Source organism: Streptomyces sp. CNP082, from assembly GCF_059570535.1.
Genome location: NZ_JCANSZ010000029.1, coordinates 1 through 24,005 on the forward strand (window position 1 = coordinate 1; position 24,005 = coordinate 24,005).

Annotated in this window: 29 protein-coding genes; 23 read left to right on the forward strand and 6 right to left on the reverse strand. The window is 74.2% G+C overall.

Translation table 11 applies throughout. The features are described 5' to 3' along the window. On the forward strand, positions 1 to 253 hold a 253-nt coding region (locus B124_RS22015), incomplete at its 5' end, for a hypothetical protein (RefSeq protein WP_496504632.1). 11 nt (positions 254 to 264) lie between these two features. On the opposite strand, the gene B124_RS22020 is transcribed toward B124_RS22015, so the two are convergent. Further along, on the reverse strand, positions 265 to 2,010 hold the full coding sequence (locus B124_RS22020) for an ABC transporter ATP-binding protein (protein ID WP_496504633.1): 1,746 nt from the start codon (positions 2,008 to 2,010) through the stop codon (positions 265 to 267). A gap of 110 nt (positions 2,011 to 2,120) precedes the next feature. Between B124_RS22020 and B124_RS22025 the strand changes: the two genes are divergently transcribed. From B124_RS22025 to B124_RS22055, 7 genes are all read left to right on the forward strand, one after another. Further along, complete coding sequence (locus B124_RS22025; protein WP_496504634.1) at positions 2,121 to 2,378, forward strand: MoaD/ThiS family protein; 258 nt, start codon at positions 2,121 to 2,123, stop codon at positions 2,376 to 2,378. Between the two features lie 7 nt (positions 2,379 to 2,385). Next, positions 2,386 to 4,224 (forward strand): hypothetical protein, encoded by a 1,839-nt coding sequence (locus B124_RS22030; RefSeq protein ID WP_496504635.1) that lies wholly within the window; start codon positions 2,386 to 2,388, stop codon positions 4,222 to 4,224. Positions 4,225 to 4,321: 97 nt separating this feature from the next. Beyond that, positions 4,322 to 5,068 carry an LmeA family phospholipid-binding protein gene (locus B124_RS22035; protein WP_496504636.1) on the forward strand — a complete coding sequence of 249 codons (747 nt, stop codon included), beginning with the start codon at positions 4,322 to 4,324 and terminating at the stop codon, positions 5,066 to 5,068. Positions 5,069 to 5,355: 287 nt separating this feature from the next. Then, complete coding sequence (locus B124_RS22040; protein WP_367648459.1) at positions 5,356 to 5,454, forward strand: putative leader peptide; 99 nt, start codon at positions 5,356 to 5,358, stop codon at positions 5,452 to 5,454. A gap of 176 nt (positions 5,455 to 5,630) precedes the next feature. Further along, a complete protein-coding gene (locus B124_RS22045; RefSeq protein ID WP_496504637.1) occupies positions 5,631 to 6,470 on the forward strand; it encodes a sulfurtransferase in 840 nt (279 codons plus the stop codon). Between the two features lie 43 nt (positions 6,471 to 6,513). Then, positions 6,514 to 6,801, forward strand: a complete 288-nt coding sequence (locus tag B124_RS22050; RefSeq protein WP_496504638.1) for a DUF1416 domain-containing protein — start codon at positions 6,514 to 6,516, stop codon at positions 6,799 to 6,801. A gap of 142 nt (positions 6,802 to 6,943) precedes the next feature. After that, a complete protein-coding gene (locus tag B124_RS22055) occupies positions 6,944 to 7,195 on the forward strand; it encodes a DUF3099 domain-containing protein (protein WP_496504639.1) in 252 nt (83 codons plus the stop codon). Between the two features lie 16 nt (positions 7,196 to 7,211). On the opposite strand, the gene B124_RS22060 is transcribed toward B124_RS22055, so the two are convergent. Then, positions 7,212 to 7,574: a DsrE family protein gene (locus B124_RS22060; RefSeq protein WP_496504640.1), complete on the reverse strand. Its 363-nt coding sequence runs from the start codon at positions 7,572 to 7,574 to the stop codon at positions 7,212 to 7,214. 85 nt (positions 7,575 to 7,659) lie between these two features. On the opposite strand from B124_RS22060, the gene B124_RS22065 reads away from it, so the two are divergent. From B124_RS22065 to ygfZ, 6 genes are all read left to right on the forward strand, one after another. After that, on the forward strand, positions 7,660 to 8,613 hold the full coding sequence (locus B124_RS22065) for a hypothetical protein (RefSeq protein WP_496504641.1): 954 nt from the start codon (positions 7,660 to 7,662) through the stop codon (positions 8,611 to 8,613). Beyond that, positions 8,610 to 9,443 (forward strand): hypothetical protein, encoded by an 834-nt coding sequence (locus B124_RS22070; RefSeq protein WP_496504642.1) that lies wholly within the window; start codon positions 8,610 to 8,612, stop codon positions 9,441 to 9,443. The genes B124_RS22065 and B124_RS22070 overlap by 4 nt, the downstream gene beginning before the upstream one ends. Beyond that, on the forward strand, positions 9,440 to 10,399 hold the full coding sequence (locus tag B124_RS22075; protein ID WP_496504643.1) for a hypothetical protein: 960 nt from the start codon (positions 9,440 to 9,442) through the stop codon (positions 10,397 to 10,399). The genes B124_RS22070 and B124_RS22075 overlap by 4 nt, the downstream gene beginning before the upstream one ends. A gap of 179 nt (positions 10,400 to 10,578) precedes the next feature. Then, positions 10,579 to 11,145, forward strand: coding sequence for a heme-binding beta-barrel domain-containing protein (locus tag B124_RS22080; RefSeq protein ID WP_496504644.1), 567 nt, complete (start codon positions 10,579 to 10,581; stop codon positions 11,143 to 11,145). 81 nt (positions 11,146 to 11,226) lie between these two features. Then, the gene (locus B124_RS22085) at positions 11,227 to 11,688 is read left to right on the forward strand and encodes a Fur family transcriptional regulator (protein ID WP_496504645.1); all 462 of its coding nucleotides are present in this window, start codon (positions 11,227 to 11,229) and stop codon (positions 11,686 to 11,688) included. Between the two features lie 65 nt (positions 11,689 to 11,753). Then, positions 11,754 to 12,722, forward strand: a complete 969-nt coding sequence (gene ygfZ, locus B124_RS22090) for a CAF17-like 4Fe-4S cluster assembly/insertion protein YgfZ (RefSeq protein ID WP_496504646.1) — start codon at positions 11,754 to 11,756, stop codon at positions 12,720 to 12,722. A gap of 163 nt (positions 12,723 to 12,885) precedes the next feature. On the opposite strand, the gene dtd is transcribed toward ygfZ, so the two are convergent. Then, the gene (dtd, locus tag B124_RS22095) at positions 12,886 to 13,311 is read right to left on the reverse strand and encodes a D-aminoacyl-tRNA deacylase (RefSeq protein ID WP_496504647.1); all 426 of its coding nucleotides are present in this window, start codon (positions 13,309 to 13,311) and stop codon (positions 12,886 to 12,888) included. Between the two features lie 183 nt (positions 13,312 to 13,494). On the opposite strand from dtd, the gene B124_RS22100 reads away from it, so the two are divergent. From B124_RS22100 to B124_RS22110, 3 genes are all read left to right on the forward strand, one after another. Continuing rightward, on the forward strand, positions 13,495 to 14,199 hold the full coding sequence (locus tag B124_RS22100; RefSeq protein ID WP_496504648.1) for an RsiG family protein: 705 nt from the start codon (positions 13,495 to 13,497) through the stop codon (positions 14,197 to 14,199). A 65-nt stretch (positions 14,200 to 14,264) separates the two neighbouring features. Then, complete coding sequence (locus B124_RS22105) at positions 14,265 to 15,317, forward strand: asparaginase (protein WP_496504649.1); 1,053 nt, start codon at positions 14,265 to 14,267, stop codon at positions 15,315 to 15,317. Between the two features lie 70 nt (positions 15,318 to 15,387). Then, the gene (locus B124_RS22110) at positions 15,388 to 16,662 is read left to right on the forward strand and encodes a GNAT family N-acetyltransferase (protein WP_496504650.1); all 1,275 of its coding nucleotides are present in this window, start codon (positions 15,388 to 15,390) and stop codon (positions 16,660 to 16,662) included. 47 nt (positions 16,663 to 16,709) lie between these two features. Here the strand turns inward: B124_RS22110 and B124_RS22115 are convergent, their stop codons facing one another. Continuing rightward, positions 16,710 to 16,925: a hypothetical protein gene (locus tag B124_RS22115; protein WP_496504651.1), complete on the reverse strand. Its 216-nt coding sequence runs from the start codon at positions 16,923 to 16,925 to the stop codon at positions 16,710 to 16,712. Between the two features lie 231 nt (positions 16,926 to 17,156). Here B124_RS22115 and B124_RS22120 point away from each other — a divergent pair, with 231 nt between their 5' ends. From B124_RS22120 to B124_RS22140, 5 genes are all read left to right on the forward strand, one after another. Then, positions 17,157 to 18,095, forward strand: coding sequence for a GntR family transcriptional regulator (locus tag B124_RS22120; RefSeq protein WP_496504652.1), 939 nt, complete (start codon positions 17,157 to 17,159; stop codon positions 18,093 to 18,095). Positions 18,096 to 18,208: 113 nt separating this feature from the next. Further along, entirely contained in the window at positions 18,209 to 19,381 is a 1,173-nt protein-coding gene (locus B124_RS22125) for a phosphotransferase family protein (protein ID WP_496504653.1), read from the forward strand. Positions 19,382 to 19,415: 34 nt separating this feature from the next. Further along, positions 19,416 to 20,117 (forward strand): HAD family hydrolase, encoded by a 702-nt coding sequence (locus tag B124_RS22130; protein WP_496504654.1) that lies wholly within the window; start codon positions 19,416 to 19,418, stop codon positions 20,115 to 20,117. Further along, positions 20,104 to 20,895 (forward strand): HAD family hydrolase, encoded by a 792-nt coding sequence (locus B124_RS22135; protein ID WP_496504655.1) that lies wholly within the window; start codon positions 20,104 to 20,106, stop codon positions 20,893 to 20,895. The genes B124_RS22130 and B124_RS22135 overlap by 14 nt, the downstream gene beginning before the upstream one ends. Before the next feature lie 31 nt (positions 20,896 to 20,926). Further along, positions 20,927 to 21,331 (forward strand): ankyrin repeat domain-containing protein, encoded by a 405-nt coding sequence (locus B124_RS22140; RefSeq protein ID WP_496504656.1) that lies wholly within the window; start codon positions 20,927 to 20,929, stop codon positions 21,329 to 21,331. Positions 21,332 to 21,335: 4 nt separating this feature from the next. On the opposite strand, the gene B124_RS22145 is transcribed toward B124_RS22140, so the two are convergent. Next, complete coding sequence (locus tag B124_RS22145) at positions 21,336 to 22,100, reverse strand: ABC transporter permease (RefSeq protein WP_496504657.1); 765 nt, start codon at positions 22,098 to 22,100, stop codon at positions 21,336 to 21,338. Next, entirely contained in the window at positions 22,093 to 23,034 is a 942-nt protein-coding gene (locus tag B124_RS22150) for an ATP-binding cassette domain-containing protein (RefSeq protein ID WP_496504658.1), read from the reverse strand. Before B124_RS22150 ends, B124_RS22145 begins: the two co-directional genes overlap by 8 nt. Before the next feature lie 114 nt (positions 23,035 to 23,148). On the opposite strand from B124_RS22150, the gene B124_RS22155 reads away from it, so the two are divergent. Further along, positions 23,149 to 23,970 carry a TetR/AcrR family transcriptional regulator gene (locus tag B124_RS22155; RefSeq protein ID WP_496504659.1) on the forward strand — a complete coding sequence of 274 codons (822 nt, stop codon included), beginning with the start codon at positions 23,149 to 23,151 and terminating at the stop codon, positions 23,968 to 23,970. Positions 23,971 to 24,005 lie beyond the last annotated feature (35 nt).

A 24,005-nucleotide genomic window follows, 5' to 3' on the forward strand; every position in this document is an offset into this window, starting at 1 on the left:
GGCCGCCGACAAACAGCTCCGCGACGCCGTCTGCGACTTCGCCGCAGACTCCCGCCACGCCAACCCCTGGGCCGCCAGCCTCTACAACCGCGCCCGAACCCGCGGACACGACCACCCACACGCCGTCCGCATCCTCGCCCGCGCCTGGCTGTTCGTGATCTGGCACTGCTGGCAAGACGGCGTCGCCTACGACCCCACCCGGCACAGAGCCCTCCAGACCCTCCTCAACCAAGATCAACCGAACGCGGCTTGACACAGGGCTACTCATGCCGCGGCCTCCTTCTCGGTGAGCTGGGAGAGCACGATCTCGCGGTACGTCCCGTTCGCCGCCATCAGCTCCGCGTGCGTGCCCGTGCCCGCCACCCGGCCCTCGTCCAGGACCACGATCCGGTCCGCGTCCCGGATCGTGGCCACCCGCTGGGCGACGATCACGACCGTCGCGTCCCCGAGCCGGCGCGCGAGGGCCGCGCGCAGGGCGGCGTCCGTGGCGTAGTCGAGGGCGGAGAAGGAGTCGTCGAAGAGGTAGATGTCCGGCCGGTGCACCAGCGCGCGGGCGATCGCGAGGCGCTGCCGCTGGCCGCCGGAGACGTTCGAGCCGCCCTGGGCGACCGGCGCGTCGAGGCCGCCGTCCATGGCGCTGACGAAGTCCGCGGCCTGCGCCGTGCGCAGGGCGTCCCACAACTCGTCCTCGGTGGCGTCGGGTTTTCCGTAGCGGAGGTTTGACGCGACGGTGCCGCTGAAGAGGTACGGCTTCTGCGGCACGTATCCGATGGCCAGCGCCAGCGCCGCCGGATCGAGGTCCCGTACGTCCACGCCGCCCACCGCGACGCCGCCCGCCGTGGCGTCGAACAGCCGCGGCACCAGGGCCAGCAGCGTCGACTTGCCGCTGCCCGTACTGCCGATGACCGCCGTCGTACGCCCCGGGCGGGCCACCAGGTCGACGTCCTTCAGCACCGGCTCCTCGGCGCCCGGGTAGCGGAACTCGACGCCGCGGACGTCGAGCCGGCCGCGCTCGCGCGGCTCGGCCGCCGCGGGCACCGGGGCCGCGGGCGGGACGACGGACGAGGAGGTGTCCAGCACCTCCTGGATCCGCTCGGCGCAGACCTCCGCGCGCGGGATCATCATGAACATGAAGGTGGCCATCATGACGCTGCTGAGGATGTACATCAGGTAGGACAGGAACGCCGTCAGCGCGCCGACGTCCATGGCGCCGCTGTCGATGCGCCCGGCCGCGAACCAGACGACGGCGACGCTGGAGAGGTTCACCGCGAGCATCGGGGTCGGGAACAGCAGCGCCAGCAGCCGGCCGGCCCGTACGCCCACGTCCATCAGGTCGCCGTTCGCCTTGCCGAAGCGGCGCCGCTCGTGGCCGTCGCGGACGAAGGCGCGGATGACGCGGATGCCGGTGATCTGCTCGCGCATGATGCGGTTCACTTCGTCGATGCGCTTCTGCATGCTGCGGAACAGCGGGCGCATCCGGCGCACGATCAACCCCACGACGACACCCACCGCCGGCACGACGACCAGCAGCAGGGACGTCAGCGGCACGTCCTGGTTGAGCGCCATGACGACGCCGCCGACGCACATGATCGGCGCCGCGACCATCATCGTGAACGTCATCAGGGCCAGCATCTGGATCTGCTGCACGTCGTTCGTGGTGCGGGTGATCAGGGACGGGGCGCCGAAGCGGGCCATCTCGCGGGCGGAGAAGGACTGCACGCGGCCGAAGACGGAGGCGCGCATGTCGCGGCCGAGGGCGCTGGCCGTACGGGCGCCGAAGAACACGGCGCCGCCGGCCGCGCAGAACTGCACCACGCTGAAGGCGGTCATCCAGCCGCCGGTGCGCAGGATGTAGCCGTTGTCGCCGGGGATGACGCCGTGGTTGATGATGTCGGCGTTGAGTGTGGGGAGGTAGAGCGTCGTCACGGTCGCGATGAGCTGCAGCGCCACCACCCAGCCGATGTCCCGGCGGTACGGGCGCAGATGCGCGCGGAGAAGTCGGACGAGCACTGTCGAAGCGTACGTCGGTGGTTGCCCGGGGCGACATCGATTTCGCCGAGGGCATGATGGGGCGTACGAAGCACGTGAGGGAGCCCGGGACGCGAAGGAGCGCGCACGTCATGACGGCCAACGGCACCATCCGGTACTGGGCGGCGGCCAAGGCCGCGGCGGGCACCGCGGAGGAGCCCTACGCGGCGGACACCCTGGCCGAGGCGCTGGCCGCGGCCAGGGACCGGCACGGGGAGGGGCTGGCGCGGGTGCTGGCGCGGTGCTCGTTCCTGGTGGACGGGCAGGCGGTGGGCGCGCGCGACCACGCGGGGGTGGCGCTGCCGGACGGGGGGACGGTTGAGGTCCTGCCCCCGTTCGCGGGAGGCTAGGCGCACGATGAGCGACCAGAGACACGACCCCGCGCCGTGGTCGGCGGCCCCGTCGGCGCCTGCTGCGGGCTGGGACCCGTACGAGGAGCCGCGCGACGACGGCGCGGAAGCCGGCGTTCCGAGCGGACACACCCAGTTCCCGCCGGCGGCGGGCCAGGGCGACGACGGCTACGCCGGCCCGGAGACGCAGTTGGGGATGGCCCTGCACGAGGAGTCGGCGGCGGCCCAGCAGACGGCATACCTGCCACCGGTGCCGGACCCGGGCCCGTACGCGGACGCCTACGGCGGCGCGCCGGAGACGTCGTACGGCGGCAGCCACGGCTCCCCGGCCGGGGGGCAGGCCGGCGGACACGGCCCTGGCTACGCCGGAGGCCAGGCCCCGGCGGACGCGGGCCGGCCCGGCGGGCACGCGGCGCCGTACAGCGGCAGCGGTGGGGAGCACGGCGGTGCGGGGCAGCCGGCCGCGCCCGGGGGGTCGTACGGCAACGGCTCTCTCGGCGGGGGTACGGGCCAGGGCGGGCACCCGCAGACGTACGGCGGGGGCGGCACCGGCGCCGCGGCTCCGCAGGGGGCGGGGGCCGTCGATGAGACGGCGTACCTGCCGCCGGTGACCGACGACGGCGCGTCCGGGTACGGCGGCACCGGCGCCGGAGCAGCCGCCGAGCAGACCGCCTACCTCCCGCCGGTCACCGGCCACGAGCCCCCGGGCGGGGCCGGTGCGCAGTGGCCCGACGGCTGGGACCGCGGCGCCACACCCGCCCCCGGTCCGGGCACGAGCCACCCCGGCGCCGCGGCCCACCCGGGCGACGCGACCGGGGCCCACGGCAACGCGACCGGCCCCCACGGCGCCGCAGCCGGCCACCCCGGCACCGCGCCGAACCACCCCGGCGCCCCAGCCGGGCACCCCGGCACCGCAGCCCACCCCGGGCCCCCCGCCCCCGCGCCCGCCCACCCCGGCGACGTGGACGCCCACCCCGATGTCCCCCCTGCCGGCCGGTACGGCGCCCCCGGCGCCGCCGGTGGCTTCCCAGGTCCCGGCGGTCCCGAGACCGGCACCCTCTACGGCGCCCCCGCCCCCCGCCGTCCCAAGCCCCCCGCCGAGGTGCTGCGCGAAGAGGGCACCTCCGTCCTCATAGCGCCCGGCCCCCAGCCCGCCGCGCTCACCGCCGTCCTCGCCGCCCTCCTCGCCGTCGCCGCCGGGCTCGACGCGCGCCCCGGGCTCGCCGTCGCCGTCGCCCTGCTCCAGGGCGTCACCGCCGCCGGCTGGTTCCGGCTGAACGGCATGTGGCCCGCCCGCGAGGGCATCGCGCTGGCCGCAGCCGCCGGGCTCACCGCGACCGGCGTCGTCCTCGCCGTCGACGAGGACGACGCCACGATCGCCGCGGTCGGCTCCCTCGGCGGCTGGTTCCTCCTCATCGCCCTCGTCCAACTGCGCAGCACCCAGGCCCCCAAGGAGCGCCTCGCCGCGCTCAACGTGGCCCTCGCCGCCGCCGCCCTCGCCGTCCTCGCCGCCGGCTACCTCGCCGCCGAGCGGCACGCCGTCGTCGTCGGCGCCGTCGCCGTGGCCGCCGGGACGCTGGGGCGCGCGGTGCCGCTGCCGCCGAACGCCTCGCCCGTCGCCGCCGTCGCCGCGGCCGGGGCCGGCGGTCTCGCGGCGGGGCTCGGCACGGACATGGGCGCCGAGGGCGGGCTGCTGGGGCTGGCGGCCGGGGTGTGCGTGCTCATCGCGGTCCGGGTGGCCAGCTACGACTACCCGTCGCGGTTCGTGCACATGACGGCCGGGGTCTCCCTGCCGCTCACGCTCTCGGTGCCCGCGGTCCACCTGCTGGGGCTGGCGCTGCTCTGACCCGTACCCGCAAGGCCCCGCTCCCGCCAACCCGCGGGTACGGAGCCGTACACCTGTCTAAGCTCTCAGGCACGACCGACCGGGGGGCGGAGAACCGATGCGCGCTTTGAAGATCACGAAGGTCACGAAGATCACAGTGATCGTGCTGGTCGTGGTCGGCGTGCTCGCACTGGCCGCCGACCGCATCGCGCTCAGGATGGCCGAGTCGGACGCGGCCGACCGCATCGAGAAGCAGTACGGGCTCTCCCAGCGGCCCGGGATCGACATCAAGGGGTTCCCCTTCCTGACCCAGGCGATGTCGCGCGAGTTCGAGGCCGTGGACGTACGGATCGACGGCGTCGACGCCGTCAGCAGCAGCGGCCGGGCGCTGCGCCTGGACACGGTGCGCGGTGACCTGGCGGGCGTGCGGATCGAGGGCGACCACTGGGACCGGGCGACGGCGGACCGGGCCGACGGCAAGGTGACGATCAGGTACGAGGACATCTCCGCGGCGCTGGCGGTGGTGAACGTCTCGTACGGCGGGAAGGGCGCGGCCGGCGAGAACAAGGTGAAGGCGACGGTCGGCGCGTCGTTCCTCGGCGAGCGGCTGGAGGAGTCGCTGCTCGGGAAGGTCACCGTGGTCGACGGCGACACGATCCGGCTGCGCGCGACCGGGGTGGACAACCTCAAGGGCGTGCCCGGCCTGGAGGACTACGTACGCGAGCGCATGGACTACAACTGGACGATCGAGGACCTGCCGCCGGGGATACATCTGACGGACGTCGAGGTGGGCAAGGACGGCATCGTCGTCACGGGCAGCGGCGAGGACGTGGAGCTGGGCGACGAACGCTCGGCCGGCAACTGAGGCGCCACAGCACCGGCACCGGCACCGTCCCGCCCCCGCCGCCCCGGTTCGGCCGCCCTACGTCCCCGCCGCCCCCGCCGCCCGCCCCGCCGCCCGCCCCGCGTCCGCAAGCTGAGACCGCCGCGTCCGTACCGCAGAAACCCCGCCCCCGCCAGCCCCCGACCGGCTCCCCGCGCGCCCCCGGCCCACCCTTCCATCCCACATTACGGACGAAGACGTCTCATAATCCGACACACCGGTGACACATGCGCACGTCCCTCCGTACGATCGGCGGCATGCTGTGCTCGATGAGCGGTCCCCGCCCCCGGGGACAGGCAGATCACCTGACCCAGCGGCGCGCCGTCGACCTGTGCCGCGTCGCCGCCATGCTCTGTCGCACCGCCTGACCGGGGTCCGGGTCCGCAGCTCCCGCCCCCAGCCGGGCTGGGCTTCCCCGTACCCCCGCACCGACCGCCCGGCTGTCCGCAGACTCCGCCCCCGGCGCCCGTGCTGCCTGCTGCGCGCGCCGGGGCGCACACCCCGCCCGTACCCCCTGTCTCAGCGCTCCGGAGGAGAGAAGCAGATGAGCCGCAGTGACGTCCTGGTGGACGCCGACTGGGTCGAGGCCAACCTCGACAACCCGAAGGTCGTCCTCGTCGAGGTCGACGAGGACACCGCCGCCTACGACAAGAACCACATCAAGAACGCCGTCCGCATCGACTGGAGGACCGACCTCCAGGACCCGGTGCGCCGCGACTTCGTCGACCAGGCCGGCTTCGAGAAGCTGCTGTCCGAGCGCGGCATCGCCAACGACGACACGGTCGTCCTCTACGGCGGCAACAACAACTGGTTCGCGGCGTACGCCTACTGGTACTTCAAGCTCTACGGCCACGGCGACGTCAGGCTCCTCGACGGCGGCCGCAAGAAGTGGGAGCTGGACTCCCGCGACCTGGTGGCCGCGGTGCCGCAGCGCGCGGCCACCGCGTACAAGGCCAAGCCGCAGGACACCTCGATCCGCGCCTTCCGCGACGACGTCGTGGCCGCGATCGGCACCCTCAACCTCGTCGACGTCCGCTCCCCCGACGAGTTCTCCGGCAAGCTGCTGGCCCCCGCGCACCTGCCGCAGGAGCAGTCGCAGCGGCCCGGCCACGTGCCCACCGCGCGGAACATCCCGTGGTCGAAGTCGGCCAACGACGACGGCACCTTCAGGTCGGACGACGAGCTGAAGGAGCTGTACGAGGGCGCGGGCGTGGACCTGGCCAAGGACACCATCGCCTACTGCCGCATCGGCGAGCGCTCCGCGCACTCCTGGTTCGTGCTGCACGAGCTGCTGGGCCAGGAGAACGTCAAGAACTACGACGGCTCCTGGACCGAGTACGGCTCGCTCGTCGGCGTGCCGATCGCGCTCGGCGCCGAGGACTGACCGCGGACCGCCCGGTCCCACCCGAGAAAGGACACCACTGCTGATGTGCGGAGCCAAGGCAGGCGGCCCCGACGCCGCCGACGTCAAGGCCGGCGAGACCACCATCCAGGGCTCCGTGACCCGCGACGGCGAGCCCGTCACCGGTTACGTGCGGCTGCTGGACGCCTCGGGCGAGTTCACCGCCGAGGTGCCGACGTCGGCCACCGGCCAGTTCCGGTTCTACGCCGCGGAGGGCACTTGGACCGTACGGGCCCTGGTGCCCGGCGGCACCGCCGACCGCACCGTGGTCGCCCAGCAGGGCGGGCTCGCGGAGGTCGCGATCGCGATCTGAGCCGAGGCTGAGCCCAGGCTGAAAAGAGGCTGAAAAGAGCCCGAGCCGAGCCCGGGCGGGCCGCGCAGCCGCGGCCGTACGGGCGCGGCTGCACAAGCCCGCGCGAAAGCCCCGCACCGCCTCCCGGACGTACCGTGGAGGCATGCGGGGCTTTAGCCATCAGGCCGTCCAGCCGGACCCCCGCGTGCCGCGCAGTCAGCCGCGGCGCCGGAGGCGGTACTTCCTGCTCATGGGCACCGCGCTGCTGCTGTTCGTGCTCGCCGGCGCCGTCGTCTACCCCTTCTCCGTAACCGCGGCCGTCGTCATGTGCGTGGTCGCGGCCTCCCTCCCGCCCGTGGCGGTGATCCTCGCGAACCGGCGGGAGGCGGGCGACAGATGGTGGGACGAGAAGTGAGACAGCGCACGCGCGCTCAGTAGACGAGGGCCTGGGTGCCGTCGGCCATCGCCTCGCTGACGAACACCTGTGCCCCGGCGATCCGCACGCCCTCCAGCACGTCCTTCTCCTCGATCCCGCGGCGGGCGGCGCACTGCGTGCACAGCGTGATCCGGCCGCCCGCCAGTATCCCGTCGAGCAGCTCCGGCAGTGGCGCGGCGTGCGGCAGGTCGAACTCCGCGGCCCGCCCGGGCAGCGCGAACCAGGCGGACTCACCGGTCAGCCAGAGCGACACCTCCACCCCGCTGGCGACGGCGACGGCCGCCACCGTGAACGCCTGGGAGCAGCGCTCCGGCGCGTCCGTACCCGCGGTCACCTTGATCACAAGCTTCTTGGCCATGCCCCCAACTGTAGGGACGGCCACGAGGGTGACATTCTCGCGGTGACACGCGCTGTACATGTATGGACCGCAGCAGGGGGCGCTTGTGACCTTTCCCGACGGAACGGGCGGCCCGCCGCCGGCCGACGACCCGCCGACGACCCGGCTCACGCCGATCAGGCCCGACACCCGGCCGCCGGGGACCACGCCGTACGGGACGTTCGGGGGCGTGGCGCAGGAGGCCTACGGGAGCGCGGGGCAGGGCGCGTACGGGCCGGCCGCCGGCACCGGGCCCGCCCCGCCGGCCCCGGCCCGGCCCCGCCGCCGCGGGCTGCGCACCGCCCTGCTGCTGGCCGCCGCCGTGCTCGCCGGCGCCCTCGGCGGCGTCACGTACGGCTACGCCGAGCAGGCCGGCAACCCCCCGACCCCGCTCCCCCCGCTCAACCAGCCCGGCCTCGCCTACCCCGGCGACCCGCTGCCCGACGACGAGGCCGAGCCGCTGTCCGCCGCGCAGGACCGCCGGGTGAAGACCGACGGCGACCTGCGCGAGCTGCTCGTCTCCCGGCCGGCCGGGACCGTCGACAGCGAGCTGGACACCGGCGGGAACGGGGAGGGCTGGCTCGCCCCGTACGAGGTGGTGGCCGACACGGGTGCGCCCGGGGACCTGCTGGCCTTCATGCTGGAGAACGGGCTGCGGCGGACCGCGTACACCTCCTGGCGCAAGGAGGGCGCCACCCAGTCCATCGTCATGATCAACCTCCTTCAGTTCCGCGACGACGCCGCGGCGGGGTCCGTGTCCTACCTGGAGAACCAGCAGATCTTCTCGTCCATCGGCCTGTCGGGCGGCCAGGTGCCGGCGGTGACGCTGAAGGGCTCCGCGGACGGCAAGGCGTACTTCCCCGAAGAGCCGTTCGAGGAGGCGGGGCTGCCGCCGCTCTACCAGGGCATCGCCCTCGCGCGCCGCGGCGACATCGTGATGGAGATCTATCTGATCGAGAGCACCCCGATCGAGGAGAAGGACCTGACGACTCTCGCCGAACGCCAGTTGGAGCGCCTTTGACCGCCCACTACCCCGCGCCCGCCCAGCAGCCGCCGGCCGCCCCCGGACCCGTACCCCCGGCGCCGCCGAAGGCCGGGCGGGGGCGGCGCGTGCTCGCCGTGCTGGCCGCGGTGCTCGTCGCCGGGGCGGCGGCCACCGGGGTCGTCGCCACCACGCTGAAGGTGCGGGACGCCGACCGCGGCGCCGGCGCCACCGACGTCTGGCAGAAGCCCGCGAAGCCCCACAAGCACGGCGGGGACGCGGCCAAGAACCCGGGCGTCGCCGCGCCCCCCGGCGGCCCGATCGGCGACGCCCTGCTGCCGATGCCGGTGGGCTACCACCCGGGGCCCGACATGGACGGGTTCGGCAACGACACGGTCCTGACCGCCAAGCAGGCGCAGGCCGTCTACAAGCAGAGCGCGCGCGGACTGCCGCCCGACGAGCGGAAGTTGCAGCTCGACGCGCTCGACGACCTGGAGCTGAAGGGGATGGCCATGCGGTCCTACGCGGCCGACGACTTCGACCTCGTCGTCGAGGTGCAGCTCGCCGAGGTCGCGAGCGAGGGCACGGCGGCGGGACTCGCGGCCGTGCAGGAGGAGCTGACGCGCACCTTGGACCAGCTTGAGGAGGGGCCGGAAGTCAAGGGGCACGACAGCGCCGCGTGCTTCCTGCTGCCCGACACCGCCGTCAGCCTGGAGGGCGACGGGGTGGACATGATGACCTGCTCGGCGGCCAAGGGCGACATGCTGGTCACGGCGACCGCGTACGGACCCGCCGGCCACGGCGAGCGGGCGGTGCGGCTCCTGGAGGACCAGCTCGACCACATCGATGCCCCGGGGAAGTCCATATGAGCGGCATGGGCGGTATGAGCGGCTACGAGCCGGACCCCGCGGCGCCCCGGCCGCTGGCGGCGTACGCACAGCAGGGACAGCCGCAGCAGGCACAGCCGCAGCCCGCCCCCGGACAGCCCGCCCCCGCGTACGCCCAGCAGCCCCCGTCCCCGTACGCGGGACAGCCCCAGCAGCCCCAGCCCCCCGCCCCCAAGCCGCCCCGCCGGTGGCTGCGCCCCGCCCTGCGCTGGGGCGCCGCCGTCGTCCTGCTCGCCGGTGCCGCGTTCGGCTCCGCGTACGCCGTCACCGGCGCCGAGCGCGGCGACCTGCCGGGCCTGGCCACCGAGGGGGACGGCCGCTGGGACTTCCCCGATCTTGAGCTGCCCGCGCTGCCCGAGGGCAAGCCGCCGCCGTTCGCGCCCGCCAACGCCGGCGAAATCCACCACGCCGACCTCCGCGACCTGCTGCTGCCCGCGCCCGCGGGCGCCGAGGACGACGAGGAGCTGAAGACCGACGACGGCTGGCTGGCGCCCGCCGACTTCGCCGCCGTCTACGTCAAGGAGGAGCGCGCGGAGCTGCGCCAGGCGCTCACCGACGACGCCGTGCGCCACATCGCGGCCACCGGCTGGACCATGCCCGACGGCACCCGCGCCCGTATCTACCTGCTGCAGTTCAACACCGGCTCCCTCGCCGCCCACTTCTACGACGAGCAGTTGGCCGGCGGCATCTCCACCGCGCGCGACCTGACCGGGGCCCCCGAGGTGGCGGTCGACGAGCGCTGGTCGGACGAGGACCAGTTGCCGCAGGTGGAGCTGTACGTGTACGACGAGCCGAAGCCGCGCGGCAAGGAGCACGTCCGGCAGGCGTACGTCGTCGCCGGCGACACCGTGGGCCTCGTCACCGTCGAGGCACCGAAGGAGGCGGAGCTCGTACCGTTCCAGCAGACCCTGGTCCTGCAGCACCAGCTCCTCGGCTGACGCCCGCCGGGCCCCTGTCGGACCCGGCGGTTAGACTCGGCGGCGGTACGTCCCTCACCGTTACGGAGCGCCCCCGTGCTTGTCGTCACCTTCGACATCCTGCTTGTGCTGGTCTGCGTCGGCACACTGGCCTTCGCCGGCCTGGTCGTGAAGAAGCTGTACCAGGGCCAGCGCTGACGATGCCGATCGAAATCCCCTCCGACCTGCACCGGGACCTGGTCCCGCTGGCGTTCCTCCTCGGCGACTGGCAGGGTGCGGGCGTCTTCGACTTCCCCGGTGCCGAGAAGTGCAACTTCGGCCAGGAGGTGCGCTTCGGCCACGACGGCCGGGACTTCCTGGCGTACTCGTCGTACACCTGGGTGCTCGACGAGGACGGCGAGAAGGTGCGCCCGCTGGAGAGCGAGTCCGGGTACTGGCGCATCCGGCCCGGCCGGCAGCTTGAGGCCGTCATGGTGCGCGACCAGGGGGTCGCCGAGGTGTGGTACGGCGAGCTGGCCGAGGGCAAGCCGCAGCTCGACCTGGCCACGGACGCGGTCGCGCGCAGCGCCGCCTCCCCGCCGTACGCGGGCGGCAAGCGGCTGTACGGGTACGTGAACGGCGATCTGATGTGGGTCGGCGAGAAGGCCACACCGGAGGTGGAGCTGCGGCCGTACATGTCGGCCCAGCTCAAGAAGGTCGTGAACCCCCGGGAGTGGGCGAAGGACCTGGGGGACCTCCCGGACGACGGGATCGCGTTCTTCCGCTGAGCCGCCGTGCGCGCCCGCCTCCCGGGGGCGGGCTTTCGGCAACCGGCCGGGCTTCCGCCGCGACGCTCATACACTTGAGCCGTGGAGACCACCGACTGGAAGCGCGACCTGCGCGAGCGCGGCTACCGCCTGACGCCGCAGCGGCAGCTCGTGCTGGAGGCGGTCGACTCCCTGGAGCACGCGACGCCCGACGACATCCTGTGCGAGGTCCGCAAGACCGCCGCCGGCGTCAACATCTCCACGGTCTACCGCACGCTGGAACTGCTGGAGGAGCTGGGCCTCGTCAGCCACGCGCACCTCAGCCACGGCCCGCCGACGTACCACATCGCCGACCGCCACCACCACCTGCACCTCGTGTGCCGCGTCTGCGACCGGGTGATCGAGGCGGAGAACGCGGTGGCGGAGCCGTTCGCGGCGACGCTGCGGGAGCGGTTCGGGTTCGAAAGCGACGTGCAGCACTTCGCGATCCTCGGCCGCTGCGCGGCCTGCGCGGCATCCGGTACGCCCGATTCGTCCGGTACCGCCGCCTCGTCGCGCTCCTGAGACACTCGACCGCGACTGCATCCGGCCCGTGACCCCGGGTGGCCGCCCGGACGTACTCTGGACGCATGAACGCGCCTTCCCCCCTCCTCTCTCTGCCCGGGGCGGTCGCCGCCGAGGCTCCCGACGAGGGCGTCGCCGCGCACTACGGCGATCTCTTCCGGGAGCAGCGCGCGCTGGACGCCGGCGAGGGCTTCGTGGACCTCTCCCACCGCGGTGTCGTCTCGGTCACCGGCGAGGACCGGCTGAGCTGGCTGCACCTGCTGCTGACGCAGCACGTGGAGGCGCTCGCGCCGGGGCACGCCACCGAGGCGCTGGTGCTGTCCGCCCACGGGCACATCGAGCACGCGCTGTACCTCGTCGACGACGGCGAGACGACGTGGGCGCACGTCGAGCCGGGCACGCAGAAGGACCTCATCGCGTACCTGGAGAGCATGAAGTTCTTCTACCGGGTGGAGATCGCGGACCGTACGGGCGATCTCGCCGTCGTCCATCTGCCGGCCGGCTCGATCACGGCGGCGCCCGACGGCGTGACCGTCCGCGAGACGGCGTACGGGCGCGATCTGTTCCTGCCGCGCGAGACGCTGGCGGACTTCGCCGCGACGGCGGGCCCGCCGGCCGGGGTGCTGGCGTACGAGGCGCTGCGGGTGGCGGCGCACCGGCCGCGCCTGGGCCTGGAGACCGACCACCGCACCATCCCGCACGAGGTGGGCTGGATAGGCACGGCGGTGCACCTGGAGAAGGGGTGCTACCGGGGGCAGGAGACGGTCGCGCGGGTGCAGAACCTGGGCCGGCCGCCGCGCCGGCTGGTCTTCCTGCACCTCGACGGCAGCGAGGTGACGCTGCCGCCGCACGGCGCGGTGATCCGGCTGGCGAACGGGGAGGAGGGGCGCAAGCTGGGCTTCGTCACGACCTCCGCACGCCATCACGAGCTGGGGCCGATCGCGCTGGCGCTGGTGAAGCGGAACGTTCCGGCGGACGCGGCGCTGCTGGCGGACGAGACGGCGGCGGCGCAGGAGACCGTGGTCGAACCCTGAGCCCGCGCGGGGGGCGCGGGCCGGGGCGGCGCCCCCGGTGCGGGGGCGTGCTCCCGTGCGCCTCGGATGCCGCGTACGCCCCCCGGCCCCCCCCGAACCTCCCGGGTGCGTACGCCCGTTGCGGGCCGCCGCGGTCCGTACGCCGCCGCGTGCCCCGTACGGCTCAGACCTCGACCAGCACCGTGAACGGGCCGTCGTTCGTCAGCGTCACCCGCATCCGCGCCCCGAACACGCCCGTGGCGACCTCGGCGCCCAGCGCCCGCAACTGCGCCACGACCTCGTCGACCAGCGGCTCGGCGACCTCCCCCGGCGCCGCCGCCTGCCAGGTCGGCCGGCGCCCCTTGCGGGCGTCGCCGTAGAGCGTGAACTGGCTGATCACGAGCAGCGGCGCCGAGATGTCCGCGCATGACTTCTCGTCGTGCAGCACCCGCAGCGTCCACAGCTTGCGGGCGAGCCGGGCCGCCTTCGCGGAGGTGTCGTCGTGGGTGACGCCCACGAGCACGCACAGCCCTTCCCCGGTCACCTCGCCGACCGTCTCGCCGCCGACCTCGACCCGCGCACCGTCCACCCGCTGCACCACCGCTCGCATGCGTCGCATTATCCCGATGTCGTGACGTGCGCCGCCGTGCCCCCGGGCGCCGCAACGTGCGCGGGGCCGAACGGGCGCGGTCTCCCTGCGATACGGGTGTCTGCAATGGCACGATTGCCTACGGTGTCCGGCAGGTCGCCACGTCGAATGCGGCATCTTCGGACGAAGGGGACTGACACTCGCATGAGCTCTCCCGGAGCCGGGCGGCCCACGCCGCCCGTACCGACCGCGCGCAGCAGCCCGGCTGCCGACCGGCGCGCCCGCCCGCCGGGGCCGCGCGCCGCGGACGGCGGCGCGGCGCAGGCGGCGCAGGCGGCGCAGGCCATGAGGGCAGGGGCGCGCCCCGCCGCGTCCGCGCCGATGGGAGCCACCGCCACCGCCCTGCTCACCGCCCCCGGACCCGCGATGCCGCCCGCGCCGCTCGACGCGCTCGACCTGCCCGAGCTGCGGCTGCTGCGCCGCTCCGCGCAGCAGGAGGAGGCCGACCTCAGCTACGTACGCCGGCTGCTGCACGGCCGGATCGACATCCTCCGCGCCGAGCTGGGCCGCCGCACCAGCCCGCGCTCGCCGGTGCTCGACCGGCTGCCCGAGATCCTCACCGACGGCCCCTCGCCGCGCCCCGCCTCGGCCCGGCACGTCACGCTGGGCCCGCCGCTGCGCCAGGACTACCGGGAGCTGGCCGAGGAGATGCTCGCGGAGGTCGCGCTGTCCGACCTGTCGGCCCGTACGGACGAGGAGCTGCACCAGGGCCTCGCCCGGCTGGCGGGCTACGAGGTGCGGATCTCCGGGCGCCGGCAGCGGCTCCAGCGGACGGCGGACGAGTGCAGCGCGGAGATCGCGCGCCGTTATCGTGAAGGGGAGGCGCAGGTCGACGACCTGCTGTCCTGAGTTCTGACACCGCGTGACGGAGCTTCAGACCCCGAGGCCGTCCCCGGCACGGAAGGCGCCCGCCCATGCACGACGACACCCCGATATCCCCGCCGCCTGTCCCCGGTCCCCGGCCTGGCACCCAGTCCAGCCCCCTGCCCGCCGAGGAGAACGCAGCCGCCGGACCCGCGCCCGTGCTGGCCGAGGTGGTGCGCTCGGGCTTCACGGAGGGGCGGCACCGCGGGTCGCTGGTGCTGCTGGGGCCGGACGGCACCGTGGAGCGGGCGTGGGGGGACGTGACGTCGCCGGTGTTCCCGCGGTCGTCGAACAAGCCGTTCCAGGCGGCGGCGGTGCTGCGGGCAGGGGCCCGTACGGCCGTGGGGGAACTGGCGGGTGAGCGGCTGGCGCTGGCCGCGGCCAGCCACTCGGGCGAGCAGTTCCACCTGGACCTCGTACGCAAGCTGCTCGCCGAGACCGGACTGGCAGAGGACGCCCTGCAGACCCCCGCCGACCTGCCGCTGGACCCCGAGGAGCGGGAGGCGTACCTCGCCGCGGGACACGCCCGGGACCGGGTGGCCATGAACTGCTCCGGCAAGCACGCCGCGATGCTCGCGGCCTGCGTCGCGAACGGCTGGCCGCTGGAGTCGTACCTGGCCGCCGAACACCCCCTGCAGCGGCTGGTGCGGCAGGTGGTGGAGGAGACGGCGGGCGAGGAGGTGCGGCACGTCGGCGTCGACGGCTGCGGCGCGCCGCTGATGTCGCTGTCGCTGACGGCGCTGGCGCGCGGCTTCCGGCAGTTGGTGCTGGCCGCGGCGGACACGCCGCAGCGGCGGGTGGCGGACGCGATGCGGGCCCACCCCGAGTACGTGGCGGGCACCCGGCGGTGGGACACCTGGCTGATGCGCGGGGTGCCGGGGGCGCTGTCGAAGGTCGGCGCGGAGGGCGTGCAGGCGGTGGCGCTGCCGGACGGGCGGGCGCTGGCGTTCAAGGTCGACGACGGGACGCTGCGGGCCGTCGGGCCGGTGCTCGCACGGGGGCTGGCGCTGCTGGGCGTACGGGCACCGGTGCTGGCCAGGATCGGGGCGGCGCCGCTGCTGGGCGGCGCGGAGCGGGTCGGGGAAATTCGCGCGACGTTCTGACGTCCGGCGCCTAGCGTGGGCGCATGATCCATCACTCCGGCAGTACGTTCCCGCGGGCGGGGGCGAGGTCATGAGCGACGGCGTAGAGATCCGCACGCTCACCGAAGACGACGTGGCCGGCTGGATGCACGCGCTGCACGCCGGCTTCATGCGCGGCCCCTCGGTCACCGAGGCGGACGTGGCACTGTTCCGCCAGGTGCGCGACCTCACCCGGGTGCGGGGCGCGTACGACGGCGGGCGCTGGGTCGGCACGTACCGCAGCTTCGACCAGCAGTTGACGGTCCCCGGCGGGGCCGAGGTGTCCTCGTGCGCGGTGTCCGCCGTCACGGTCTCGCCGACGCACCGCAGGCGGGGGCTGCTGAGCCGGATGATGTCGGAGGACATGGCGGCGGCGAAGGAGCGCGGCGACGTGGTCGCCAGCCTGATCGCCGCGGAGTATCCGATCTACGCCCGCTACGGCTTCGGCCCCGCCACCTGGACGGCCGACTACGACGTGAGCACCCGGCGCGCCCAGCTCGACCCGCGCTACGCGGGCCCGGACGACGGCGGCACGGTCCGCTTCCTCGACACCGCCGAGCTGCTGGAGATCGGCCCGCCGCTGCACGAGAGGTTCCGCCGGCTGGTGCCGGGCGCGGTGAACCGGAGCGCGTTCAAGTGGCAGTTGGACACGGGAGGGTCCCGCTTCAGCGTCGAAGGGGAGTGGAAGGAGCCCTTCTACGCGGTGTACCGCTCTGCGGCGGGCGAGCCGGAGGGCTTCGTCACGTACCGCACCAAGTGGGGCGAGTGGCCCGGCAAGCTCTCCGACGACGAGCTGACGGTGTCCGACCTGATCGCCGTCACGCCCGCCGCGGAGCGGGCGCTCTGGCGCTTCCTGGTCTCGTTCGACTGGATCACGACCATCCATACGGGCCACCGGGCGCCCGACGATCTCCTCCCCCTCTTCCTCGGTGACCCTCGGGCGGCCCGGGTGACCACGCACGCGGACTACCTGTGGCTGCGGCCACTGGACGTCCCGCGTCTTCTGGAGGCCCGCGGCTACGCGGCCTCCGGCTCCCTGGTGCTGGACGTGCACGACCCGGCCGGCCTGGCCGGCGGGCGCTTCCTGCTGGACGCCGGTGACCCGGGCGGCACCGGCGGCACCGGTGGCACCGCCTGTACGCCCACGGACCGGAGCGCCGACCTCACCCTCGGCGTGGCGGAGCTCGCGCGGCTCTGCCTGGGCGACGAGTCCGCGGTGCGGCTCGCCGCACTGGGCCTGGTCGACGAGGAGCGCCCGGGCGCCGCCGCGCGGGCGGACGCCCTGCTGCGCACCTCGCGCCGGCCGTGGTGTCCCGACATGTTCTAGTCCTCCGCCCGCCGCGCGGCTGTCACTGCCCGGCCGCCGCGCGGCTGTCACTGCCCGGCCGCTGCGCGGCCGGGCTCGGCGGACTGGAGCAGCAGCACGGCGAGCGCGAGCCCGCCGATGGTCATGCACGTGACGTTCTGTGCCTTGACTCCCACGAGCAGGGTGGTGAGCCCGATCGCCCCCACCGCACCGAAGCGCCATTCGACGAACCGCTCGAAGCCGACGAGCAGCGCGGACATGGCCAGAGTGATGCCGACCGGCATGGCGGGTCCTCCCTTCTGCCAACGCGGCGGTCCCCCCCTCCCCCCATGCGCCCTTGAACAGCGGGAGAGCGCGAGCCCGGTCGACGACCATCACCGCCAACTTCCCCCGGCTGCCATCAGGCCCGCAGAGTTGGTCACCAACTCTGCTTAACTTGTGCCCAGTTGGTGACCAACTCAAAACAATATCGAGACAACCGGCGGCGGTTGGCCGGAAGTTGTAAGGTTGGCGGGGTGAGCAGGGACCAGCCTTCGGCAACGGGCGGCCGGGTCGCACGCGACCGTGTCGCCGACGCACTGCGCGCACGCATCGACTCCGGCGAACTGCGGCCGGGCGACAGCCTGCCGACACAGAAAGCCCTGATGGACGAGTTCGACGTCGAGCGCGGCGTCGTACGCAAAGCCCTCGACCTGCTCAAGCGCGAGCACCTGCTCGCCGACGTCGGCAGGGGGTCACCGCCCACCGTCGCGGAGCCCGCCGCCTACGCGGAACAGGCCCCGTCGCTCACCGCGGGGGTGGAGTTGGCAGAACGGCTCGACGTGGCATTTCAGGCCACCCACGTGACCCTCGACGCCTTCAGCCTGACCACTGAAACCCTCAACCAGGCGATCGCGCCCACCCTGATGGCCATCGCCGCCGGCCGCGCCGCCCCCCACTCGGTCACCTGCCGCCTCATGGTCCCCAGCCCCGACGCCCACCTGGCGCTCCCCCTGCTGGTCGGCGACCCGTCCGACCCGCGCCCCCTCAAGCGCCTCAACCGCCTGGTCGAGCTGCACGCGCGCTCCTTCGCCCACACCCTGCAGTACCTCCGCGAACGGGGCCGCGTGAAGGAACTCTCCGTCGAGGTCCGGGGCGTGGCCCTCACCCCGACCACGAAGCTCTACGTCCTCAACGGCACCGAGGCCCTCACCGGCTTCTACGAGGTCGTCCCCAACCGCGTCCCCGCCCCGGCGGGCGACGAGCCCACGGCCACCGACGAGCCCGCGGACCCCGACGGGCACATGGACATCTACGACGTCCTCGGCGTCGACACCTCCCTGTACCGCCACTCCTCGGCCGACGACGCCCGCGACCGCCACGAGGCCGCGTACGTCGACAGCGCCAAGCGGTGGTTCGAGTCGGCATGGCAGAAAATTGCGGCGCCGTATCCCGGGATACCCCCGACGCTGTGACCCCGGCCGTCACGCCGCGGCAACACTCCTGCGGTAATCTCAGCCGTCGTCAGCCGCCCTGTGCAGGGCGGCTGCTCCCATCCGACGTGCTCGTGAACGGTCTGCCACCGCCCATGCCCACCGAAGCGCCCGGACCCCAGGGCGGCCTGCCGCGACTGCTGTACGAGCTGCGGCTGCGCTGGCACTTCCGGCGACACCGCCGCCGCCCCGGCGGCATCCTGCTGCACGGCCAGCACAACACCAACTACGTGGTGCCGCTGGACGCGGCCTTCGCCGCGATAGTGCGCGCGGAGCCGGGCGCGAGCGGCAAGATCCGTACGCCGATGAAGACCGTCGAGGTCCTGCCGCGCGCCTGGCGGAACGAGGCCGACGTGCTCGCCGCCGTCCAGGCGCACCTGCCCGCGGTGCCCACCTGCCTGCTCACCCGCGGCGGCCACGCGCTGCACACCTTCACCGAGGGCACGCCGCTGTCCGACCACCACCCGGCGGACGAGCCGGTGGGCGAGCCGACGCTGCGCAAGCTCGCCGAGGTGATGCGGCGCATCGCCGAGGTGCCCGCGGGCGACCTGCCGCCGCTGCCGCCCGAGTGGCCGGTGGGCGACGACACCCCGGCCTTCCTGCGGACGCTGGTCGACTTCGCGGAGAGGCGCGTCTTCCTCACGTACCACGACGACTTCGGCACGCTCTTCGAGGCGCTCGGCGTCACCGGCGCCGCCGCCCACCGCTTCCACCGGCGCGCGGCGGACCTGACCCGGCGCCCCTTCCGGCTCCTCCACACCGACCTGCACCGCGACAACGTCCTGCGGCTGCCCGGCGACACGGGCGACCTCTTCGTCGTCGACTGGGAGATCGCCCTCTTCGGCGACCCGCTGCACGAACTGGCCACCCACCTGCTGCGGATGGGCTACGGGCCGCGGGAGGCGGAGCGGATGAAGGAGCTGTGGTACGAGGAGATGACCGGGCACGGCCTCGCGGACGCCACCCGCGGCTTTGAGGACCTGGAGGTCTACCTCGACTTCGAACGCGCGCAGTCGCTCTACCCCGACACCATGCGCACGGCACTCAGCCTCTCCCCGGACGCCGGCGACGCGGAGTTGCGGCGCGGGGCCCGGCGCATCCGGCGCTCCCTGGACAACGCGGTGAAGGCCGCGGGACTGACGCGGGTCCCGGAAGAAGGCGAGGTCATGGCGGCGCTCGCCGACTGGCTCGCGGGCCAGTCGGGGTATCGTCGTCGCCAGCGTCTGAGACGCCGGTACTCGGCCGGGGCGCTGCCGCCACCGCCCTGACCACCCGCCCGGGGCAACCGACTTATGGAGCCATGTGGCCGATCTCCACGCCCTCCTGCAGTCCGCGAAGTGTGTCCTGTTCGACTTCGACGGGCCCGTCTGCCGGCTCTTCCACGGACACCCGCCCGCGGAGGTCGCCGCCCGGATGCGGCGGCGGCTCACGGAACTCGGCGAGACGGACCTGGTGACGCGGGTGGCGGGGCAGAGCGACCCGTACCGGATACTCGGCCACGTCGCGCACGCGCCGGGGCGGGAGGCAGCGGCGATCGCACTGGAGCGGTTGCTGACCGAGGAGGAGCTGAGGGCGGTGGTCACCGCGCGGGCGACGCCCGGGGCGTACGAACTGGTCCGCCGGCTGGTACGGTCCGGCCGCCAGATAGCCCTGACCACCAACAACTCCGAGCGGTCCGTACGCGCCTACCTTCACCGGAACGGCCTCGCCGAGTACTTCGGCCCCCACGTGCACGGCCGGACGGCCGACGCCCGGCACCTCAAGCCCGACCCGCACTGCCTGCACCGGGCGCTGGCCTCCACGAGAGCCGCGCCCGAGGAAACGGTCATGATCGGCGACACCGCAGCCGACCTCCAGGCCGCCCGCACCGCCCGCGTCACCTTCGTCGGCTTCGCCCCGCCGCCCCACGCCACCGCCTTCCGGACCGGGCACGCCGGCCAGGCCGACCTCGTCGTCCACGGGATGGAGGAGCTCCTGTACGGAGCCGCCCATGACACGCCCTGACCACAGTCTTTTCGCCCTTCCCGGAAACCGTCCCGCGCAGCGCCCGGGTCCCGCCCCGGCGGACCCGCTCGCCGGCGCCCGCTGCGTACTGCTCGACTTCGACGGGCCGCTGTGCCGGTTCTTCGCCGGGCCGCCCGGCGGGCCCGCCAGCGTCGCCCCCGGCATCGCCGACGACCTGCGCACCCTGCTCGGCGAGCTGCCCGAGCTGCGCGCCCGGCTCGCGCCGGTCCCCGACCCGCACGAGGTGTACCGCCGCACCACCGCCGCACTGCGCCACCGCGGCCAGCCGGAGCACCCCGTCGTCGCCGCCATGCGCAAGCGCCTGGACGAGCGCGAACTCGCCGCCGCCGGCGCCACCGCCGTGCCCACCCCGGGCGCCGCCGGCCTGCTGGCGCGGCTCGCGGACCGCGGCGTGCTCCTCGGCGTCGCCTCCAACAACTCGGAACCGGCCATCCGGGTGTTCCTCGAACGCGCCCGGCTGGCCCGCTGGTTCGAGGACGGCCCCGTCGTCGGCCGCCCCGACGACGCCGGGCTGATGAAGCCGGACCCGACGGTCCTGCTCGGCGCGCTCGCGTACTGGCCGGCGCGGCCGGACGCCTGCGTGCTCGTCGGCGACTCCCCGGCGGACGCCGCTGCCGCCGCCGGAGCCGGCATCGCCTTCTGCGGCTACCACCGCGACCCGCGGAAGCGGCGGCTGCTGCGCGAGCTGCCGGGGACCCCGCCCGCCGTCGCCGAGCTGGCGGAGCTGGCTCCGGCCGGGCGGGTGGCGGTCACGTAGCGCACAGGTGTGTGCGGCGTAGGGTGACGGCATGAGTGGAGCCGACGAGCCCGCGCACGATCCCGCCGTGTTCGAGCTGGCCGCCAAGGCTTTCGACCTCGCCCGGCAGGGGCGGACCGACACGCTGGCCGCGTACGTCGACGCCGGGGTACCGGCCGGGCTGCGGGACGACGCCGGAGACACCCTCGTCATGCTCGCCGCGGCGCACGGGCACCCCGGGACCGTCGCCGCGCTGCTGCAGCGGGGGGCCGACGCGGACCAGGCCGGTGCGGCGGGCGCGACGCCGCTGTGTGCGGCGGTGCGGGCCGGGGCGGACGAGGTCGTGCAGGTCCTGCTGCGGTACGGGGCGGACCCGCAGGCCGGATCGCCGTCGGCGGTCGCGGCGGCACGGGTGGCCGGCCGGACGGAGCTGCTGGAGCTGTTCGGCGGGGTGTGAGGTGTTACGTCGCCCGCCTCCGGAACAGCGCCGCCGCTGCCGCCACCGCCGCCGCCGTCAGCACCGCGCACCACGCCAGCGCCTCCCACGGGCTGCCGCCCACCGGCCGGCCCAGCAGCAGCCCCCGCACCGACTCGATCACCGGTGTCAGCGGCTGGTGCTCGGCGAAGCCGTGGAGCCAGCCGGGCATCGTGTCGACCGGGACGAAGGCGCTGGACGGGTACGGCAGGAAGGCCAGGAAGAACGTGAAGCCGCCCGCCGCCTCCGGGGAGTTGGCCAGCAGCCCGACGGCCGCCGCGACCCACGATATGGCCGTGATCACCGCCAGCAGGATGCCCGCCGACGCCAGCCAGGCGCCGGCACCCGCGTCCGGGCGGAAGCCGACGGCGAAGGCGACCGCGAAGACCAGCGCGGTGGCGGCCAGGTTCCGCACGACGCTGGCGGCGACGTGGCCGGCGAGGATGGCGGTGCCGCCGACGTCGAGGGCGCGGAAGCGGTCGATGACGGCGCCCTTCATGTCGTCCGCGACGCTCATCGCCGTCGTGCCGGCGCCGAAGCCGGCGCACAGGACGAGGACGCCGGGGGCGACGTAGTCCACATAGCGCCCGTAGCCCCCGCCGGTGTCGATGGCGCCGCCGAAGAGGTAGACGAAGACGAGCATCAGCAGCACGGGCAGCGCCAGCGCCGTGATCACGGCGTCGGGGCTGCGGGAGCTGAGCCGCACGGAGCGGCCGACCATGGTCATCGAGTGGGTCAGGGCGTCAGCCATCGCGGGTCACCTTCAGGAAGACGTCGTCGAGCGTCGCGGAGTGCACGGCGAAGCGCTCGATCAGGGTGCGGTCGGGGTCGACGGCGTCGAGCAGGTCGCGTATGTGCGCGGCGCGGCCGTCGGTGGCGACGCCCAGCGTGCGGGTGCCCGGGTCGCGGCGTACGGCGAGGTGGTCCAGGGCGTGGGCCGCCTTCTCGTACGCCTCCGGTGAGATCAGCGTGAGGTCCAGCCGCTCGGCGGAGACCTGCTGCTTCAGCTCCGCAGCCGTGCCCTGGGCGACGAGCCTGCCGCCGTCGAGGAGCGCGATGCGGTCGGCGAGGCGGTCGGCCTCTTCCAGATACTGCGTGGTCAGGAAGACCGTGACGCCCGCGTCGGCGAGGCGGCGCGCCTCGTCCCAGACGGCCTGGCGGCTGCGGGGGTCGAGGCCGGTGGTCGGCTCATCGAGGAAGATCACGGAGGGGTCGCCGACCAGGCCGGCCGCGAGGTCGAGACGGCGGCGCATGCCTCCCGAGTACGTCCCCACGCGGCGGCCGGCGGCGTCCCCGGCGAGGCCGAACCGCTCCAGCAGCTCCTCCGCGCGGCGGGCGGCGGCGGGGCGGGACAGGCCGGTGAGGCGGGCGACCATGCGGAGGTTCTCGGCGCCGGTCTGCTGCTCGTCGAGCGCGGCGTACTGGCCGGTGACGCTGATGGCCCGGCGGACCCGCGCGCGCTCCGCGACCACGTCGAACCCGGCGACGCGCGCCGTGCCCGCGTCCGCGCGCAGCAGCGTCGCGAGGATCCGGACCGCGGTGGTCTTGCCGGCGCCGTTGGGGCCGAGGAGGGCGAAGACGGAGCCGGGCGGGACGCTGAGGCTGACGCCGTCGAGCACGGTCGTGCCGCCGTACGCCTTGGTGAGGCCGGCCGCCTCGACGGCGGGGCGGATGGGCTGAGGCACAGCACCCCCCTTTCTGCTTCCTGCTTTCTGCTTCCTGCTTTCCATTTTCTGCGTATGTCGTACACATTACTGCGTAGACCATACACGGAACTGCGTATGGCGTAAACTGAGCAGATGGACGCCATGGACGCCGCAGACGCGGACAAGCACGGCGCGGACACGCACGGCGGAGACAAGCGCGACACCGGAGCCGTCCCCGCCAGCGTCGAGGCCGCCTGGGGACTGCGGCCCCGCCCGCAGAAGGGGCCGAAGCGGGGGCTGACCCTGGACGGGATCGTGGCGGCGGCGGTCGCCGTCGCGGACGACGAGGGGATCGAGGCCGCGTCGATGGGCCGGGTCGCCAAGGAGCTGGGCGTCTCGACGATGGCGCTCTACCGGTACGTGGCCACGAAGGACGAGCTGATCACGCTGATGGTCGACGGGGCCCTGGGCCCGCCGGCGCCGCTGCCGCAGGAGGCCGAGGGCGACTGGCGGACGGGGCTGCGGCACTGGTACCGGGCTGTCGGCGCCTCGATGTTCGCGCACCCGTGGGCCGTGGCACACATTCCGGCCGGCGGCCCGCCGGTCACCCCGAACCAGCTCGCGGCGCTCGACCAGGCCCTCCACATCCTCCGCGACACCCCGCTGACGGAGTGGGAGAAGGTGGCCACGGCACTGCTGGTGAGCAACCAGGTGCGCGCGGAGGTGTCCATCGCCCTGGTGATGGGCGGGAGCCCGGACATGGAGCGGCTGATGAACGAGTACAGCGACTTCCTGCTCCGGGTCTCCGACACCGGCCGGCTGCCGCATCTGCGTACGGCGGTGGAGGGCGGCGCCTTCGACGAGCCGGACGTACAGCCGCCGCAGAATCCCTCGGACTACGACGAGTTCGCCTTCGGCCTGGAGCGCGTGCTCGACGGCATCGAGGCGCTGATCGCCGCCCGCCGCCCGGGCTGACCAGGGGCTTCCCCGCGGCCGGCCCCCGGGGGGAC

Excerpts from the sequence above, each read along its gene's own strand:
- B124_RS22045 (WP_496504637.1), top strand. The coding sequence starts at position 5,631 with ATGAGCCGCAGTGACGTCCTGGTGGACGCCGACTGGGTCGAGGCCAAC.
- B124_RS22135 (WP_496504655.1), top strand. The coding sequence starts at position 20,104 with ATGACACGCCCTGACCACAGTCTTTTCGCCCTTCCCGGAAACCGTCCC.
- B124_RS22050 (WP_496504638.1), top strand. The coding sequence starts at position 6,514 with ATGTGCGGAGCCAAGGCAGGCGGCCCCGACGCCGCCGACGTCAAGGCC.
- ygfZ (WP_496504646.1), top strand. The coding sequence starts at position 11,754 with ATGAACGCGCCTTCCCCCCTCCTCTCTCTGCCCGGGGCGGTCGCCGCC.
- B124_RS22100 (WP_496504648.1), top strand. The coding sequence starts at position 13,495 with ATGAGCTCTCCCGGAGCCGGGCGGCCCACGCCGCCCGTACCGACCGCG.
- B124_RS22055 (WP_496504639.1), top strand. The coding sequence starts at position 6,944 with ATGCGGGGCTTTAGCCATCAGGCCGTCCAGCCGGACCCCCGCGTGCCG.
- B124_RS22025 (WP_496504634.1), top strand. The coding sequence starts at position 2,121 with ATGACGGCCAACGGCACCATCCGGTACTGGGCGGCGGCCAAGGCCGCG.
- B124_RS22105 (WP_496504649.1), top strand. The coding sequence starts at position 14,265 with ATGCACGACGACACCCCGATATCCCCGCCGCCTGTCCCCGGTCCCCGG.
- B124_RS22060 (WP_496504640.1), bottom strand. The coding sequence starts at position 7,574 with ATGGCCAAGAAGCTTGTGATCAAGGTGACCGCGGGTACGGACGCGCCG.
- B124_RS22155 (WP_496504659.1), top strand. The coding sequence starts at position 23,149 with ATGGACGCCATGGACGCCGCAGACGCGGACAAGCACGGCGCGGACACG.
- B124_RS22040 (WP_367648459.1), top strand. The coding sequence starts at position 5,356 with ATGAGCGGTCCCCGCCCCCGGGGACAGGCAGATCACCTGACCCAGCGG.
- B124_RS22125 (WP_496504653.1), top strand. The coding sequence starts at position 18,209 with ATGCCCACCGAAGCGCCCGGACCCCAGGGCGGCCTGCCGCGACTGCTG.
- B124_RS22115 (WP_496504651.1), bottom strand. The coding sequence starts at position 16,925 with ATGCCGGTCGGCATCACTCTGGCCATGTCCGCGCTGCTCGTCGGCTTC.
- dtd (WP_496504647.1), bottom strand. The coding sequence starts at position 13,311 with ATGCGAGCGGTGGTGCAGCGGGTGGACGGTGCGCGGGTCGAGGTCGGC.
- B124_RS22110 (WP_496504650.1), top strand. The coding sequence starts at position 15,388 with ATGAGCGACGGCGTAGAGATCCGCACGCTCACCGAAGACGACGTGGCC.
- B124_RS22075 (WP_496504643.1), top strand. The coding sequence starts at position 9,440 with ATGAGCGGCATGGGCGGTATGAGCGGCTACGAGCCGGACCCCGCGGCG.
- B124_RS22035 (WP_496504636.1), top strand. The coding sequence starts at position 4,322 with ATGCGCGCTTTGAAGATCACGAAGGTCACGAAGATCACAGTGATCGTG.
- B124_RS22140 (WP_496504656.1), top strand. The coding sequence starts at position 20,927 with ATGAGTGGAGCCGACGAGCCCGCGCACGATCCCGCCGTGTTCGAGCTG.
- B124_RS22145 (WP_496504657.1), bottom strand. The coding sequence starts at position 22,100 with ATGGCTGACGCCCTGACCCACTCGATGACCATGGTCGGCCGCTCCGTG.
- B124_RS22030 (WP_496504635.1), top strand. The coding sequence starts at position 2,386 with ATGAGCGACCAGAGACACGACCCCGCGCCGTGGTCGGCGGCCCCGTCG.
- B124_RS22080 (WP_496504644.1), top strand. The coding sequence starts at position 10,579 with ATGCCGATCGAAATCCCCTCCGACCTGCACCGGGACCTGGTCCCGCTG.